This window comes from Frankia sp. AvcI1 (assembly GCF_001420875.1).
Taxonomy (GTDB): domain Bacteria; phylum Actinomycetota; class Actinomycetes; order Frankiales; family Frankiaceae; genus Frankia; species Frankia alni.
In genome coordinates this window covers 304,107-320,321 of record NZ_LJFZ01000002.1, presented here as the reverse complement: position 1 = coordinate 320,321, position 16,215 = coordinate 304,107, and the positions used below count along the sequence as shown (strand labels likewise).

6 protein-coding genes and 15 pseudogenes are annotated in these 16,215 nt (G+C 74.8%); 14 read left to right on the top strand and 7 right to left on the bottom strand.

Annotated features, from left to right (window positions below; genetic code table 11):
• The first annotated feature begins 467 nt into the window (after positions 1–467).
• The 9 genes and pseudogenes from UK94_RS03595 to UK94_RS38790 form a co-directional block, all read left to right on the top strand.
• Complete coding sequence (locus tag UK94_RS03595) at positions 468–2,312, top strand: HAMP domain-containing sensor histidine kinase (protein ID WP_235486418.1); 1,845 nt, start codon at positions 468–470, stop codon at positions 2,310–2,312.
• A 172-nt stretch (positions 2,313–2,484) separates the two neighbouring features.
• Positions 2,485–3,342 (top strand): annotated as a pseudogene (locus UK94_RS38825) (glycosyltransferase family 39 protein); the annotation flags it as partial.
• Position 3,343: 1 nt separating this feature from the next.
• Positions 3,344–4,225: pseudogene (locus tag UK94_RS38820) on the top strand (glycosyl transferase); the annotation flags it as partial.
• Between the two features lies 1 nt (position 4,226).
• Positions 4,227–4,855: pseudogene (locus UK94_RS38815) on the top strand (glycosyl transferase); the annotation flags it as partial.
• 350 nt (positions 4,856–5,205) lie between these two features.
• A pseudogene (locus tag UK94_RS38810) lies at positions 5,206–5,376 on the top strand (glycosyltransferase family 2 protein); the annotation flags it as partial.
• A gap of 1 nt (position 5,377) precedes the next feature.
• Positions 5,378–5,557, top strand: a pseudogene (locus tag UK94_RS38805) (glycosyltransferase); the annotation flags it as partial.
• 1 nt (position 5,558) lies between these two features.
• Positions 5,559–5,893 (top strand): annotated as a pseudogene (locus UK94_RS38800) (glycosyltransferase family 2 protein); the annotation flags it as partial.
• A 1-nt stretch (position 5,894) separates the two neighbouring features.
• Positions 5,895–6,205, top strand: a pseudogene (locus UK94_RS38795) (glycosyltransferase family 2 protein); the annotation flags it as partial.
• A gap of 1 nt (position 6,206) precedes the next feature.
• Positions 6,207–6,573 (top strand): GtrA family protein (locus UK94_RS38790; RefSeq protein ID WP_235486343.1); only part of this gene is annotated, 367 nt, incomplete at its 5' end.
• 127 nt (positions 6,574–6,700) lie between these two features.
• On the opposite strand, the pseudogene UK94_RS38785 reads toward UK94_RS38790, so the two are convergent.
• From UK94_RS38785 to UK94_RS38765, 5 genes and pseudogenes are all read right to left on the bottom strand, one after another.
• A pseudogene (locus UK94_RS38785) lies at positions 6,701–7,577 on the bottom strand (biotin/lipoyl-containing protein); the annotation flags it as partial.
• Position 7,578: 1 nt separating this feature from the next.
• Positions 7,579–8,468: pseudogene (locus tag UK94_RS38780) on the bottom strand (pyruvate carboxylase); the annotation flags it as partial.
• A 1-nt stretch (position 8,469) separates the two neighbouring features.
• Positions 8,470–9,018, bottom strand: a pseudogene (locus tag UK94_RS38775) (pyruvate carboxylase); the annotation flags it as partial.
• Between the two features lies 1 nt (position 9,019).
• Positions 9,020–9,303 (bottom strand): annotated as a pseudogene (locus tag UK94_RS38770) (carbamoyl phosphate synthase); the annotation flags it as partial.
• 1 nt (position 9,304) lies between these two features.
• On the bottom strand, positions 9,305–10,189 hold an 885-nt coding region (locus tag UK94_RS38765), incomplete at its 3' end, for a biotin carboxylase N-terminal domain-containing protein (RefSeq protein ID WP_235486341.1).
• A gap of 119 nt (positions 10,190–10,308) precedes the next feature.
• On the opposite strand from UK94_RS38765, the pseudogene UK94_RS03575 reads away from it, so the two are divergent.
• Positions 10,309–11,512: pseudogene (locus UK94_RS03575) on the top strand (saccharopine dehydrogenase NADP-binding domain-containing protein); the annotation flags it as partial.
• A 128-nt stretch (positions 11,513–11,640) separates the two neighbouring features.
• Here UK94_RS03575 and UK94_RS03570 read toward each other — a convergent pair.
• Positions 11,641–13,240 (bottom strand): annotated as a pseudogene (locus tag UK94_RS03570) (glutamine synthetase family protein); the annotation flags it as partial.
• Positions 13,241–13,698: 458 nt separating this feature from the next.
• Here UK94_RS03570 and UK94_RS38760 point away from each other — a divergent pair.
• From UK94_RS38760 to UK94_RS03560, 4 genes and pseudogenes are all read left to right on the top strand, one after another.
• Positions 13,699–14,187, top strand: a pseudogene (locus UK94_RS38760) (amidohydrolase); the annotation flags it as partial.
• A 1-nt stretch (position 14,188) separates the two neighbouring features.
• Positions 14,189–14,334: pseudogene (locus tag UK94_RS38755) on the top strand (amidohydrolase); the annotation flags it as partial.
• A gap of 35 nt (positions 14,335–14,369) precedes the next feature.
• Positions 14,370–14,862: amidohydrolase family protein (locus tag UK94_RS38750; protein ID WP_235486339.1), on the top strand; the 493-nt coding region annotated here is incomplete at its 5' end.
• A 243-nt stretch (positions 14,863–15,105) separates the two neighbouring features.
• Positions 15,106–15,708, top strand: coding sequence for a DinB family protein (locus UK94_RS03560; RefSeq protein WP_235486337.1), 603 nt, complete (start codon positions 15,106–15,108; stop codon positions 15,706–15,708).
• A 129-nt stretch (positions 15,709–15,837) separates the two neighbouring features.
• Here UK94_RS03560 and UK94_RS03555 read toward each other — a convergent pair whose 3' ends face one another.
• Entirely contained in the window at positions 15,838–16,209 is a 372-nt protein-coding gene (locus tag UK94_RS03555) for a VOC family protein (RefSeq protein ID WP_041940110.1), read from the bottom strand.
• Positions 16,210–16,215 lie beyond the last annotated feature (6 nt).

The following is a 16,215-nucleotide window of genomic DNA, read 5'->3' as shown; positions in this document are numbered from 1 at the left end:
ACCGACTATCCGGTCCGACCGGAGGGCACATCGACCTCCCCGACCTCCTCGACCTCGGCGGCGCCCGCGACGATCCACGGCGGCGCGTTCGGCCTGGCCGGCGGGTCGGCGGCGGTGGTGCCCGGGTCCATCGGCGCCGGCTCGGGCGGGGCCACGGGTTCGGCTGCGTCCGCTGCACCAGTCGCACAGGCCTCGTCGGCCTCGTCGGCCACGTCGGCCGCAGCGCCGGGGCCGCGCGCGGAGTACGGCTCGGCGGCGCAGCTCGCGCCCGGTGGAGCCGGCGCCGCCCGGTCCGGCCAGAGCCGGCCAGGCGGGGGCCTGCGCCGCGCCCGCCGGAACTGATCGACATGACCGCAGCCGCACCGCATACTGTCCCGGACGCCGTCCAGGCCGGGCTCTCCGGGCGCGGTGGTCCCGGGCGACGCCGCACCGNCCACGGCTGGCCGGTCACCCCGTCCCGCTGGTCGTTGCGGACGCGGCTGCTCGCCCTGCTCATGGTGCTGCTCGCGACCGTGTCGCTGGCGATCGTGTTCGTCACCGCGGTGGCGTTGCGCGGCGTCCTGCTCGACCAGCTCGACCGCCGGCTGGGCGAGGCGAGCGGAAGGTGGGAACGCACCCTGCAGCACTACTCCGGACCACCGCTGCCGCAGCAGCTCCCCGGCGGCCTGGGCTCGGGACTGGACTCCGGATCGGGGTCCGGATCGGGTTCCGGATCGGGTTCGGAGCCAGGCTATGGGTACGGCTCGGGTACGCGCTACGGCACGACGACCTCCTGGCGGACCACGGCCGGTTCGGTGCCGCTCACCGCGCAGACGTTGTACGGCGTGAGCGCTGCCAGCCTGCTCGACAACTTCTTCACGGGGCCGGTCGAGCCCGGCACGTTGGCCGCGATCATCGACGGCTCCGGCTTCTACGGGGCGTACATCGATACGACCTACTCCCTGCAGGCTCTCTCCGCCGGGCAGACCGCCACCGTCGCGGCCGTCCCGCGCGACGGCGGCACGCACACCCGCGGGCTCGGCGAAGCCGGCGACTACCGGCTGCTCAGCAGCACCAGACCCGACGGCACCACCGTCGTCACGGGCCTGCCGATGAAGCAGGTCAACGCGACGCTGACCAAGATGGCCGCCATCGCCGGCGCCGTCGCCCTGGCGGGGGTGGCCGCGGCGGCCCTCGCCGGCACGGTGATCGTCCGGGTGACCCTGCGCCCGCTGCGCCGGGTCGCGGCGACCGCGTCCCGCGTTGCGGAGATCCCGCTCGACCGGGGCGAGGTGGCGCTGTCGGTCCGCGTGCCGGATGTCGACACCGACCCGAGAACCGAGGTAGGCCAGGTGGGCTCGGCGCTCAACCGGATGCTCGGTCACATCGGGGCGGCGCTGGCGGCCCGGCATGCCAGCGAGACGCGGATGCGGCAGTTCCTCGCCGACGTCAGCCACGAGCTGCGCACCCCGCTCGCCGCGATCAGCGGCTACGCGGAGCTCACCCGGCGCACCCGCGAACCCGTCCCACCCGACGTCACCTACGCGATGAGCCGGGTCGAGTCGGAAAGCGCGCGGATGACGGCGCTGGTCTCGGACCTGCTGCTGCTCGCGCGGCTCGACTCCGGGCGGCCGTTGGAGCACGAGCCGGTGGACATCTCCCGGATGGTCGTCGACGCCGTCAGCGATGCGCACGTCGCCGCCCCCGACCACCGCTTCGCGCTCGACCTGCCCGAGGAGCCGGTCACCGTCACCGGCGACGCGGCCCGGCTGCACCAGGTGCTGGCGAATCTGCTGGCCAACGCCCGTGCCCACACCCCGCCGGGAACCCGCGTGACGGCCAGCCTGGCGGTCACCGACGACGAGGTCACCGTCGCCATCGTGGACGACGGCCCCGGCATCCCCGCCGACCTGCTGCCCGAGGTCTTCGAGCGCTTCGCCCGCGGGGACAGCTCCCGGTCCCGGGCCGCGGGCAGCACCGGGCTCGGGCTCGCCATCGTCGCCGCCGTCGTCGAGGCCCACCAGGGCCGGGTGGAGGCAACCAGCCAACCCGGGCGCACGGCCTTCGTCGTCACGCTGCCGCGCTGGTCCGCCGCGGTCTCGGCGCAGGGCGAGCCGCCCAACCGGGCAACCGTGACCCCGGGCTGGACCGCGGCACCAGGTCCGGCGCCGACGACGCCGTCGGCTCCGTCAGCATCGCCGGCACCGCCGGCACCGCCGGCACCGCCCGTACCGACGGCCCCGCCCGTACCGACGGCCCCGCCCGCGCCGGCGGCACCACCCGCGCGGCCCGCACCGACGGCGGGCCTCGCTAGGCTGATGCGCCGCGCCTGAGCACGCCTCCTCCACGTCCGTCCTCGGAGCCCGCCATCGGGCCCGCCTCGGCGCCCGTCCTCCACGCCCGGTTCCGGGACGCCGTGGCGGACGAGGGTCGTCGGCGAGCTTCACAGGTTCCGCACAGGCGGAACACAAGGACCCAAAAGGTCGCTGGCCCAGGGTGATCCCTATGTCGCCCACACTCACCGACCCGATCCCGCGCGACGGGGGTCGGCGCGCTCAGGGACACCGTCGCCGGCTGCCGTGGAGCAGGACGGAGCCCGCCGCGCCGGCGGGCCCCGCCGCGCCGACAGACCCCGGTGCGCCGACAGACCCCGATGTGCCGGCGGACCACGACGCGCCCACCGTCCTCGGGCCCGCTGCCGAGGGCGCGGTACCGCCCGCCGCCGCCGAGCCGGACCCACGTTGGGTCCGCCCGGCGCTGATCGTCCTGCTGGTCGGCACCGGCGTGCTGTACCTGTGGGACCTGAGCGCCTCGGGCTGGGCCAACGCCTTCTACTCGGCCGCGGTCCAGGCGGGCTCGGTGAGCTGGAAGGCGTTCTTCTACGGCTCCTCGGACGCCGGCAACTCGATCACCGTCGACAAGCCACCGGCCTCCCTGTGGGTGATGGCGCTGTCGGCGCGCATCTTCGGGTTGAACTCGTGGAGCCTGCTCGTCCCGCAGGCGCTGATGGGCGTGGGCACCGTCGGGCTGCTCTACGCGACGGTGCGCCGCCAGCTCTCCGCCGGGGCGGGCCTGCTCGCCGGGGCGGTACTCGCGCTCACCCCGGTGGCGGCGCTGATGTTCCGGTTCAACAACCCGGACGCGCTGCTGGTTCTCCTGCTGGTCGCCGGCGCGTACGCGACGCTGCGCGCGGTGGAGCAGGCCAGCACCCGCTGGATGGTGCTGGCCGGCGTCCTCGTCAGCTTCGCGTTCCTGACGAAGCTGCTGCAGGCGCTGGTCGTGGTGCCGATCTTCGCGCTGGTCTACCTGGCCTGCGCGCCGACGTCGTTCTGGCGCCGGGTCCGCCAGACGCTGGCCGGCGGCNTCGGGCTGCTGATCCCCGCCGGGCTGTTCATCGCGATCGTGGAACTGGTCCCCGACTCGTCACGGCCGTACATCGGCGGCTCCCAGCACAACAGCCTGCTGGAACTCACCCTCGGTTACAACGGGCTCGGCCGGCTCACCGGCAACGAGACCGGCAGCGTCGGCGGCGGCGGAGCCGGCGGCCGCCGCGGCTTCGGCCTGCTCCAGAACGGCGCGGCCGCGGCGCTGCCGGGCGGCGGCACCGGCGCCGGCACGGGCACGGGCACGGGCGCCGGCGGCGCGGCCGGGTTGGCGAACGGCGCCGCCGGCGGGATGCCGCTCCCGGGTGGCGGTGGCCCCGGCGGCGGGCGCGGCGGCGGCATGTGGGGCTCGACCGGCTGGACCCGGATGTTCGGCTCGGAGGTCGGCGGTCAGATCTCCTGGCTGCTGCCGGCCGCGCTGATTCTGCTGGTCGCCGGGCTGTGGATCACCCGGCGGGCACCGCGCACCGACCGGCTGCGGGCCGCGTTCGCCCTCTGGGGCGGCTGGCTGCTCGTCACCGGGATCATCTTCAGCCAGATGAAGGGCATCTTCCACGCCTACTACACGGTGGCCCTGGCTCCGGCGGTCGGCGCCCTGGTGGGCATGGGAGCCGTCCTGCTGTGGCGGCACCGGCGTCACCCCGCCGCCGCGCTGGCCGGCGCGGCGACGATCGCCGCGACCACCGCCTGGTCGTGGACGCTGCTGCACCGCACCGCCGACTGGCACCCGTGGATCCGCTACGCCGTGCTGGTCGCGGGCATCATCGCCACGCTCGGCTTCCTCGCCACCGTCCGGCTGCCCCGCCGGGCCTCGATCGGGGTCGCCGCGGTGGCCCTCGTCGCCGGCCTGCTCGGTCCGGGCGNGTACGCGGTGGCCACCGCCGGAACGCCGCACACCGGCTCGATCCCCTCGGCCGGCCCGGCCGGCGCCGGCTTCGGCGGCCCGGGCGGCTTCATGCGCCGCCTGAACGGACAGCCGGGCGGCACAGGCCGCAACCAGGCAGGCGGCGCCTTCCCGGGCGGCGGCCAGACCGGCACCTTCCCAGGCGGCGGCCAGGGCACGTTCCCGGGCGGCGGCCAGACCGGCGGATTCCCGGGCGGCTTCCCCGGCGGCGGCCAGACCGGCGGATTCCCCGGGTTCCCCGGCGGCACGACCGGCGGCGCCGGCGGCACGACCGGCGGCGGCAGCGGCAACGGCGCGACGGGCAGCCCGGGCACCACCCAGGGCCGGGGCGGCATGCGCGGCGGCATGGGCGGCCTGCTCGACGCCGCGAAGCCCAGCGACGCCATCGTGAAGCTGTTCAAGCAGAACGCCGACTCCTACACCTGGGTCGCGGCGGCGGTGGGCTCGAACAGCGCCGCCGGCTACCAGCTCGCGACCCGCGAACCGGTCATGCCGATCGGTGGCTTCAACGGCAGCGACCCGTCGCCGACGCTGGCGCAGTTCAAGAAGTACGTGACCGAAGGAAAGATCCACTACTTCATCGGTGGCGNCGGCTNCGGCCAGGCCAACGGCGGCAGCAACTCCTCGCANGAGATCGCCGCCTGGATCACGGAGAACTTCACCGAGAAGACGGTCGGCGGGGTCACCCTCTACGACCTGACCGCCCCCAAGGCGAGCACCAGCACCTCCTCCTCCACCACCACCACTCGCACCACCTGATCCGTCGCCATCACCAGACCGGCCGTGTGCTCCGGGCCCTCCCCCAGGCCCGGAGCACACGGCCGTCGCCGGTCAGGTGGGGGTGCCGACGGCACTGCTCAGGGCGAAGGCTGGAGTCTCACAGGCGGCACACAGCATGGGCACANGGGTGGCACAGCTCGCCGACCGAGAGTGAGGAGCATGACGACGTGGATGCCTTCCTCGGCGACCGGAACCGGTGCCCCCGCGCAGCGCGTTCCCGTGGAGCAGACGCACGCCAGCACGGCAGTGGAGGACGACGGCCGACCGCTGCCGGTGCTCGACGTCGTCATCCCGGTCTACAACGAGGAGACCGATCTCGGCCCCTGCGTGNGCCGGCTACACGCCCACCTGCGGGACTCGTTCCCCTACCCGTTCCAGCTCACGATCGCCGACAACGCCAGCACCGACGGCACCCTCGGGATCGCGCTGGCGCTGGCGGAGGAGCTGCCCGGGGTACGCACGGTGCACCTCGACGCGAAGGGACGCGGCCGGGCGCTGCACACCGCCTGGGNGATGTCGCCCGCGCCGGTGCTCGCCTACATGGACGTCGATCTGTCCACCGACCTCGCCGCGCTGCTGCCGCTGGTCGCGCCGCTCATCAGCGGGCATTCGGACCTCGCGATCGGTACCCGGCTCGCCCGCACCTCCCGGGTGGTGCGCGGGCCGCGCCGGGAGGTGATCTCCCGCTGCTACAACCTGATCCTGCGCGGGACGCTCGCCGCCCGCTTCTCCGACGCGCAGTGCGGCTTCAAGGCGATCCGCGCCGACGCCGCCGCGGCGCTGCTGCCCCTGGTGGAGGACACCGGCTGGTTCTTCGACACCGAGCTGCTCGTCCTCGCCGAGCGGGNCGGGATGCGCATCCACGAGGTACCCGTCGACTGGATCGACGATCCGGACAGCCGGGTCGACGTCCTCGCCACGGCGATCGCGGACCTCAAGGGGGTCGTGCGGCTGCTGCGGGCGCTGGGCACCGGCGCGCTGCCGCTGGCCGAGCTGCGCCGGGAGTTCGGCCGCGGCCCGCTGACCGCCACGGCCGGCCTCGGCCCGGGCGAGGGCGGCGGCACGGAGGGCAGGGGCGGGGCGGCGGGAGGGGTGCAGGTGCCGGGAGTGCCGCGGGGACTGCCGGGTCAGCTCGTCCGCTTCGCCATCATCGGTGTGGNCAGCACCCTGGCCTACCTGGTGCTGTTCGTCCTGCTGCGGACGGCCACCGGCGCGCAGGCGGCGAACCTGCTGGCGCTGCTCATCACCGCGGTGGCGAACACGGCGGCGAACCGGCGGCTCACCTTCGGGCTCACCGGGGCGGCCCAGGCCGGGCGTCACCACCTGCAGGGTCTGGTGGTGTTCGCCATCGGGCTAGGGCTGACCAGCGGTTCGCTCGCCGCGCTGCACGCGGCGAGCGACCATCCCGGCCGCGGCCTGGAGGTCACGGTCCTCGTGCTGGCGAACCTGTTGTCCACCGTCATCCGGTTCCTGCTGCTGCGGGCCTGGGTGTTCCGTCCCGGCCCGGCGACGCCCGGAGCTTCCTGACGCCCGGAGCTTCCTGACATCCGGAGCTTCCTGACATCTGGAGCTTCCTGACGCGGAGTGCGGTCCCGTGGGGCCCGCCGCCGGGATGGCGCGGCGGGCCCCGCGGGTGCGCAGTCGAGCCCGTCGGTCAGGGGCGGACGACGAGCAGCAGGTCGCCGACCTCGACGGAGTCGCCGTTGGCGCGGACGAGCTCGCCGACGGTGCCGGCCACGGGGCTGGTCACGGCGGCCTCCATCTTCATCGCCTCGACCACCGCGAGCTTCTGGCCCTGGGTGACGGTGTCCCCGGCGGCGACGGTGAAGGTGACGATGCCGGGCAGCCCGGCGCCGATCTGGTTCGCGTCGCCGGGGTCGGCACGGCGCGCCGAGGCCGTCGTCGCCGTGATGGAGTTGTCGCGGACCCGGACCGGCCGGGGCTGGCCGTTGACCCGCAGGTACAGGGTTCGCATGGCGGCGTCGTCCGGCTCGGACAGCGTCTCCAGCTCGATGATGATTTCGACGCCGGGCTCCAGCGTGACGGCCACCGGCACGCCCGGCCGCAGCCCGTACAGGTAGGGCTCGGTCGGGACCAGCGACGAGTCGCCGTAGCTGTCGGCGGCGGCCAGGTAGTCCTTCCACGGGCCGGGGAACAGCAGCCGGGACAGCGCCGCGCGGCGCCGGGCGCCGGGGACGGCGAGCTCGGCGGCGTCGGCGGGGTCGAGGTCGGCCGACGGCGGCGCCGGGTGGCGGCCGGCCAGCGCCCGCTCCCGGAACGGCTCGGCGAACCCGGCCGGCGGCGTGCCGAGCTCCCCGGCGAGGTAGCCCAGGACGCTCGCGGGCAGGTCGAAGCGCTCGGGATGCTCCCGCAGCGTGGCGACGTCCACCCCGCCGCCGACGAGGAACAGCGCCAGATCGCCGACGACCTTGCTGGTCGGCGTCACCTTGATCGGTTTGCCGAGCAGCTCGTTGGCGACCGCGTACGCCTCCTGCACGGCCGGCCAGCGCTCCCCGAGCCCCAGCGCGATCNCCTGCTGGCGCAGGTTGGTGAGCTGCCCGCCGGGGATCTCGTGCCGGTACACCGCCCCGGTCGGCGCCCGCAGGCCCGCCTCGAACGGCGCGTACAGGTCGCGCACCGCCTCCCAGTAGGCCTCCATGGACGACAGCGCCGACAGCGCGATCCCCGTCGCCCGCGGGGTGTGGTCGGTCGCGGCGACCAGCGCCGACATGTTCACCTGGCTGGTGCCGCCGGACATCGGCGCGGCGGCGGCGTCGACGGCGTCCACCCCGGCCGCGGACGCGGCGAGCAGGGTGGCGAGCTGGCCGCCGGCCGTGTCGTGCGTGTGCAGGTGGACGGGCAGGTCAAACCGCTCGCGCAGAGCGGTGACCAGCGTCGCCGCCGCGGCGGGGCGCAGCAGCCCGGCCATGTCCTTGATCGCCAGCACGTGCACGCCGGCGGCGACGAGCTGGTCGGCGAGGCGCAGGTAGTAGTCGAGGGTGTAGATCTGCTCGCCGGGGTCGGACAGGTCGCCGGTGTAGCACAGGGTGCCCTCGGCGATCGCCGTGCCGGTCTCCAGGACCGCCTCGATCGCCGGGCGCATCTGTTCCATGTCGTTGAGGGCGTCGAAGATCCGGAAGATGTCGACGCCGGTCGCGGCGGCCTCGGCGACGAACGCCCGCACCACGTCGTCCGGGTACGGCGTGTAGCCGACCGCGTTGCGGCCGCGCAGCAGCATCTGCAGGCACTGGTTCGGCGCGGTGGACCGCAGCGCCGCGAGCCGCTCCCACGGGTCCTCGGCCAGGAACCGCAGCGCCACGTCGTACGTCGCCCCGCCCCACGCCTCCAGGCTGAGCAGGTTCGGCGTCAGGGCGGCGAACGACGGCGCCGCCGCGAGGATGTCGAAGCTGCGCAGCCGGGTGNCCAGCAGCGACTGGTGGGCGTCACGCAGGGTGGTGTCGGTGACGGCCAGCGCCTCCTGGGCGCGCAGCCGCGCCGCCCAGCCGGCGGGGCCGAGCTCGGTGAGCAGCTGCCGCGAGCCGGCGGGCACCGCGACGCCGGTGAGGCCCGCGCCGGACAGCCCCTGACCACTGCCGCCACCGGTGCCGGTGCCGAGGCAGGCGGGCGAGCCGGGGCCGATCGCCACCCCCTGGCCGTCGGGCAGCAGCGGCAGCTCGGGCAGCCGGATGCGCGGGTCTACCAGGGCGTGCGCCGGTCGCCGGAACCCGTTGACGGTGCTCTCGGCGAGGCGGGCGAGCGTCCGGCTGGTCTGGTCGGTACCCCGGCCGGGCAGAAGCAGCTCCGGACGCTCGTCGATGAACGACGTCGTCACCCCGCCGGCGAGGAAGTCGGGGTCGGTGAGCACCCGCCCCAGGAAGTCGATGTTGGTCCGGACGCCGCGGACCCGGAACTCGTTGAGCGCCCGGCGCGCGCGGCGCGCCGCCTTCTCCAGCGTGCTGCCCCGCGCGGTCANCTTCACCAGCAGCGAGTCGAAGTAGGGACTGACCTCGGCGCCGGCGTAGGTCGCGCCGTCGAGGCGGACGCCGGGGCCGCCCGGAGACTGGTAGAAGCTGATCGTCCCGGTGTCGGGCCGGAAGCCGTCCGCCGGGTCCTCCGTGGTGACCCGGCACTGGATCGCGGTGCCGCGCAGGGCGATCTGGTCCTGGCCGAGGTTGAGGTCGGCGAGGCTCTCCCCGTCGGCGATGCGCAGCTGGGCCGCGACCAGGTCGACGCCGGTGACCTCCTCGGTGACCGTGTNCTCGACCTGGATGCGCGGGTTCATCTCCATGAACGTGTACTGGCCGTCGGCGCCGAGGAGGAACTCGACGGTGCCGGCGTTGACGTAGCCGACGTGCTGGGCGAAGCGGACCGCGTCCGCGCAGATGCTCGCCCGGATCGCCTCGTCCAGCCTCGGCGCCGGGGCGATCTCGACGACCTTCTGGTGGCGGCGCTGCACCGAGCAGTCCCGCTCGTACAGGTGGATGATGTTGCCGTAGGAGTCGGCGAAGACCTGCACCTCGATGTGACGGGGGCGATCGACCGCCTGCTCCAGGAACACGGTCCCGTCGCCGAACGCCGCCGCGGCCTCCCGGGAGGCGCTGGCCACCGCGTCGGCGAGGTCCGCCGCCCGCTCCACCCGGCGCAGTCCCCGCCCGCCGCCGCCCGCCGAGGCCTTCACGAACAGCGGGAACCCGACCTCCTCGGCCGCCTGCGCCGCGCCCTGCCCGTCCGGCAGCGGCGTGGACGCGCGCAGCACCGGCAGCCCGGCCGCCATCGCCGCGTTGCGCGCGGCGACCTTGTCTCCCGTCAGCCGCAGCACCGACGGCGGCGGCCCGACGAAGGTCACCCCCGCCGCCGCGCACGCCTCGGCCAGCACCGCCGACTCCGACAGGAAGCCGTAGCCGGGGTGCAGCGCGTCCGCCTCCGCCTGCTTGGCCACCGTGAGCAGCGCGTCGATGTCGAGGTAGCCCCGCACCGGATGACCCGGCCCGCCGAGCTCGTACGCTTCGGACGCCTTCGTCCGGTGCAACGCGGAAACATCCTCCGGGGTGTAGACCGCAACGGTGCGCAGCCCCAGTTCCTGGGCGGCTCGGAAGACGCGGACGGCTATCTCACTGCGATTTGCGACCAGGACCTTACGCACGCGCGCCTCCTCGGACGGGGTGCGCATCATTGTGAGGGGCCGATGCTCCCACGCNCCAAAGCAACGTGTCGGGGGTCACGATCGACTGTTCGGACTAACGTCACCACAAGGACGGCGCTATGGAGAACCAAGGCACGGCGGTAGCCGTGGCGGGCGGTACCCCCACGCCGCCGGAGAACTTCATGCAGTCGCCGGACTCCATGCCACCGGGCTCCCCGCCGACGGTCGCCGCGACCACGGGCGCCGAGACGACGGGCGCCGAGACCACGGGGACCATCGTGGTGTTCGGGGCGACCGGCTACACGGGCCGGCTGGTCACCGCCGAGCTCGTCGCGGCCGGGCACCGGCCGGTGCTGGCCGGGCGCGCCGGCCCGCGGGTCGCCGCCCTCGCCGCCGCCCACGGCGGGCTGGCGACCGCCGTGGCCGACGCCGCCGACGCCGCAGCGCTGCGCCGGCTGCTGCGCGCGGGCGACGTGCTCGTCTCCACGGTCGGCCCGTTCGACCAGCTCGGCCGCCCGGCGGTGGCGGCGGCCGCGGCGGCGGGGGCGCACTACGTCGACTGCTCCGGCGAGGGGGCGTTCCTGCGCCACGTCTTCGCCGACGTCGGGCCGCGGGCGGCGGCGGCCGGCTGCGTGCTGCTCCCCGGCGCCGGCTTCGAGTTCGTACCGGGCAACCTCGCCGGCGCGCTGGCCCTGCACGCGGCCGGCGACGCGGCCCGCCGGCTCGACGTCGGCTACCTCGTCAGCGGGCCCACGGGGATGAGCAGCGGAACACGGGCGACGCTGCTGGCCGCCCTCGGCGACGGCGTCCTCGTCCTGCGCGACGGCCGACTCGTGCAGCGCCCGCTCGCCCGGGAGGTGCGCGCGTTCTCCGCCCCCGCCGCCCGGGCCACGCCCGTCGACCAGGCCGGGACTGCCGGCCGGGCACGGCCTGCCGATCAGGCGGTGCGGGGAGCCCGGCGCGGCGCGCTGTGGTCCGGCGGGGAGGCGATCACGCTGCCCCGCCTGGCGCCGGCGCTGACCGACGTCTCCACCTACTTCGGCGGCGGTGATGGCGGTACCCGGGCGGCGCAGGCACTGTCGTTCCCGCTGGCCGGGCTGCGGCGCCTGCCACCGACGCGGGCGGCGCTCGGCGCGCTGGCCCGCGCCGCCCGGTCGACCAGCGGGCGGGGCCCGGACGCGCCGAACCGGGCGCGCGCCGGGGTTCGGGTGATCGCCTGCGCCCGTGACGGCGCCGGCCGGGAGCTCGCCACCGCCGCGCTGGCCGGCCACGACCCGTACACGTTCACTGGGCGGATCATGGCCTGGATGGCGGGGCACCTTGNCGCGGGCACGGTCCGCCGCGTCGGCGCGCTCGGCCCGGTCGAGGCGTTCGGCCTGGCCGACCTGGAGCGGGCCGTCCAGGCAGCCGGGCTGCACCGCGTCGTCTGAGCGCGGGGCGGCGCTGCCGGGTCAGTAGCGCCAGCGGGTGGCGGCCACGACGGTGGCCGCGTCGGCGTCGGCGAACCGGTCGATCTCCGCGCGCCGGACCGTGGCGACGGTGTCGTGCAACGCCGGACCGCAGGCGCGGCGCAGGACGTCGTCTGCCGCGAAGGCGGCGACGGCCACGCCGAGGTCGGTCGGCAGCCGGGCGATGCCCCGCCGGGCCCGCTCGGCGGGGTCGAGCGAGGCCGGGTCGACGTCGACGGGCGGGGGAAGCCTCGCCGCGCCGTCCAGGCCGGCGTGGCCGGCGGCGAGCAGACCGGCCGCCACGAGGTAGGGGTTGGCGGCGAGATCGAAGCATTTGATCTCCAGGTTCGCCGCCCGGCCCCCGGCCGCCGGCGGGCCGGGGATCATCCGCAGCGCGGCCTCCCGGTTCTCCAGTCCCCAGCAGGCGTAGGCGCTCGCCCACTGGGACGGCACCAGCCGCAGATAGGAGGCCACGCTCGGCGCGCCGAGCGCCATCAGCGCGGGCAGCCGGGCGAGAATCCCGGCGGCGAACGCCTCGCCGGTCGCGGTCAGGCCACCCGGGCCGTTCCCGCCCCCCATCAGGTTGACCCGACCACCGCCGTGCCACCCGCCGCCCGCCGACGAGCCCCCCACCACCACGCCGCCCGCCGCAGTGCCCGGCCCCGCCCCGTATCCACCGAGGTACCCGCCGGGCCGGGCCGCACTGTCGCCACCAGCACCACCATCATCACCACTGCCACCCACGCCACTGCCACCCACGCCACTGCCGTCATCGCCATCGCCATCGCCCCACAGGCTCAGATGGACGTGCCCACCGTTGCCGACGCCGTCGGCGAGGACCTTCGGCGCGAACGAGGCGCGCAGGCCGTGGCGCCCGCTGACCGCGCGCACGGTCTCCTTCACCAGCACGCAGGTGTCCGCGGCGGCGAGCGGGTCCTGGGCGGCGACGGAGACCTCGAACTGGCCGGCCGCGTACTCGGGATGGATCTGCTCGACGACGAGCCCCTCCTCGGTCAGCGCCGCGACCACGTCGCGAAGGTAGTCACCGAGCTCGGCGACGCGGGTCATCCCGTAGGCGGGGCCACCGGCGGCGGGAGTGAACCCGTCGGCACCGGCCGGCGCGACGGCCCACTCGATCTCGAAGGCCATCGCGACCCGTAGCCCGCGTGCGGCCAGGCGCGCCGCCTCGACCCGAACGAGCTGCCGGGTGTCCTGGGGATGGGGCGCGCCGCTCTGATCACGGCGGTCCGCCGGCGCCCACGCCCACCCGGGTTGGGCGGCGAGCGCGGTCAGCCGGTCCAGGTCCGGATGCAGCCGCAGGTCGCCGACCGGGCCGCCAAGGGCGCCGCCGGCGACGCGGCCGGTGGTGATCCCGTCGTCGGCGCCGAACGCGTCGAACACCGGGGACGCGCCGACGCCCCACACCACCGCCCTGTCCAGCCGACCGACCGGCACGCCCTTCATCCGGGTGATGCCGCTGTTGTCGACGAAGGTGCAGGCGACGCAGACGACGCCGCGGACCTCCAGGTTCGTCGCCGCATGCCTGGCCGCGGCGGCGAGTCGGTCGCGCTCGCGGCCGCCGTTGGCGCTGATCCGCAGCGCGNCCCGGTCCCACGCAGGGTCGCTCACGATCGGCCTTCCCGCGGATGCCGCCTGCGGCACGGATATCGCTGTCCCACGGATGTCGCCTTCCCCACGGATCCCGCCCCGGGTGGGTCTCGCCTGGCACCATGCTCGCGCGCCCGCGGGCCCGATGTCGGGTGAGACACCGGACGAGACCCCGCCCACACCGGCCCAACCATTACGGAAAGTAAGCTTGAGTCGCGCTCCAGCCGGGATGCCCACCGTGCATCCGGCGGCCGTCCACGGAGTTGTCCACAGCTTTCGCCTCGGCAAGAAGATCTGAAAACACGCCAACATCACCGATGTTCGGGTCGACTGTCCCCAGGCAGGCCAAAGTAATCCACAAGTTATCCACAGGCCCTGCACACAGAGTTCGATTACACAAGGTGACGGCTTCGGNCAGGCATGACCACGCCGCCCGGCGGGGATCGNTCAGGGATGGGGCGCTCCGCAGGCGTCGGCCGACCCGACCTCGTCAACCTTGAGCTTGAGCTCGTCGACCATCACTGCCACGGCCTCGTCCGGCGTGACCTCACCCGCCCGGAGTTCGAGAGCATGCTCACCGAGGCCGATCGGCCCGGTCCACCCGGAACGACGCTGTTCGACAGCCAGATCGGCCTCGCCCTGCGGCGTTGGTGCGCCCCGGCGCTCGACCTGCCACCGCACTCCGATCCCGAGACCTACCTGGAGCGGCGGGCCGAACTCGGCCACGCCGAGGTGCACCGGCGGCTGCTCGGTGCGTCCGGAATCAGCACCTTCTGCGTCGACACCGGCTTCCAGCCCGAGCCGCTGACCTGCGCCGAGGACCTCGCCGCGTTCGCCGGCGGACGGGGGCTCGACGTCGTACGTCTCGAACGGATCGCGGAACGGGCAGCCGTGGACGTGCTCACCGGGCAGATCGGAGTCGCCCACCTCGCCGACACGGTGNGCGCCCGGCTGGCGGAGCGCACCCCGTCGACGGTCGCGGTGAAGTCGGTCGCGGCCTACCGTGCCGGGCTGGCCCTGCCGGCGCGGCGGCCCACCGATCGGGAGGTCGCCGCCGCCACCCGCACCTGGATCAACGAGATCCGGGGTNGCGCCGCGATCCGGCTGCACGACCCCGTACTGCNTTCGTTCCTGATCTGGTGTGGGGTCGAGGCGCGGCTGCCGGTGCAGATCCACGTCGGCTACGGCGACGCCGATCTGGATCTCGCCCGCGGCAACCCGCTGCTGCTCACCGGCCTGCTGCGGGCGATCGCGCCGACCGAGGTCGCCGTCCTGCTCCTGCACTGCTATCCGTTCCACCGCGAGGCCGCCTACCTCGCCCAGGTGTTCGCCAACGTCCACCTCGACCTGGGGCTCGCGATCAACAACACGGGTCGCGGCTCCATCGGCCTGATCGCGCAGGCCCTCGAACTCGCCCCGTTCGGCAAGTTCCTGTTCTCCACCGACGCCTACGCGCTGGGCGAGCTGTTCCTGCTCGGCGCGACGCTGTTCCGCCGCGGCCTGGCCGCCTTCCTCGCCGACGGCATCGACGACGACGCCTGGACCGCCGCCGACGCTGCCCGGATCGCCCGACTCGTCTGCGCCGACAACGCCCGCCGCGTCTACGACCTGCGGTAGACGAGCGAGTACGAACCACGGCAGGGACCGGTCGCGGTGCGTCCTGCGCGGTCTGGCACCGGCGAACCGTGCGCATCGCATCGCACCGCAGGCAACCGTGCGGTCGCGGTCGCGCCGATCGCGGTTCCGCGGAACCGCACCGTGCCTGCACGCCTCTCATGATTGAGGCCAGGACTTGACCGCAATCGCCCCTAACGTCGACGTCAGCGGACCGACGACGAGAGGCGACAGACGATGACCACCATGAGCACCGACCCGACCACAGCCACCGGCCCGACCACGGCCACCGACGCGACCACGGCCGCCCCGGACGGGGGGCAGGGGGTCGCCACGGCCCGGCCCGCGCTCACCGGCGAGCGCGCCGATCTGCTGGCGAACCTGGCGCGGCGCCGTGCCTTCCTCCGGTTCACCGTGCAGAACCTCGACGACGAGCAGGCCTCACGGCGCACCACGGTCAGCGAGCTGACCCTCGCCGGCCTGGTCAAGCATGTCGCCGTCATGGAGTACCAGTGGCTGGACTTCGTCCTCGTCGGCGCCGCGGCGTTCGACGGCGACATGACAGCTCGCGAGCAGAAGTTCCGCGAGGACTTCCAGCTGTCGCCCGGCGAGACGCTGGCCGGCGTGCTCGACCGCTTCGAGGAGGTCGCCCGCCGCACCGAGCGGATCGTCGCCGAGGTCGCGGACCTCGACGACGCCCGTCCGCTGCCCGCGGCGCCCTGGTTCGAGCCCGGCGCAAGCTGGTCGGTGCGGCAGGTCCTGCTGCACCTCATCGCCGAGACCGCCCACCACTGCGGGCACGCCGACATCCTGCGCGAGTCCCTCGACGGCGCCCGCACCATGGGCTGACTACTTCACCTTCTTCACGCCCCACGCCCCCGGCCCCACGTCCCCCGCCGTGCGGCCGGGCCGCCGTCAGCCGGTCGCGGCGGCGGGCGTCGCGACGTTTGCGGCGACGGGGTCACGCCGGGCTCGGCGTCAGCCCGCGTCGGCGGGGGCGGCGGGGGGCGGCGGGCACAGGCAGAAGGGGTGCCCGGCGGGGTCGAGCAGCACCCGCCAGCGCTCGCCGCCGGGCTGAAACTCCGCCTGGGTGGCGCCGAGTTCCTCGGCGCGGCCGACGGCGGCGGGCAGGTCCGCGACCCGGAAGTCGAGATGGAACTGCTGCGGCGCCTCCTGATCCGGCCAACGCGGCGGGTGGTAGTCCGCCACCTGCTGGAACCCGATCATGATCTCGGTTCCCGGCGGGCTCAGGTAGGCCCAGGCGCCCGCGTCGTCCGCGCCGCCGACGCCCCAGCCGGTCAGTTCACCGTAGAAGGTCGCGAGCTCCTTGGCGTCCGGACAGTCGAGCATCAACCC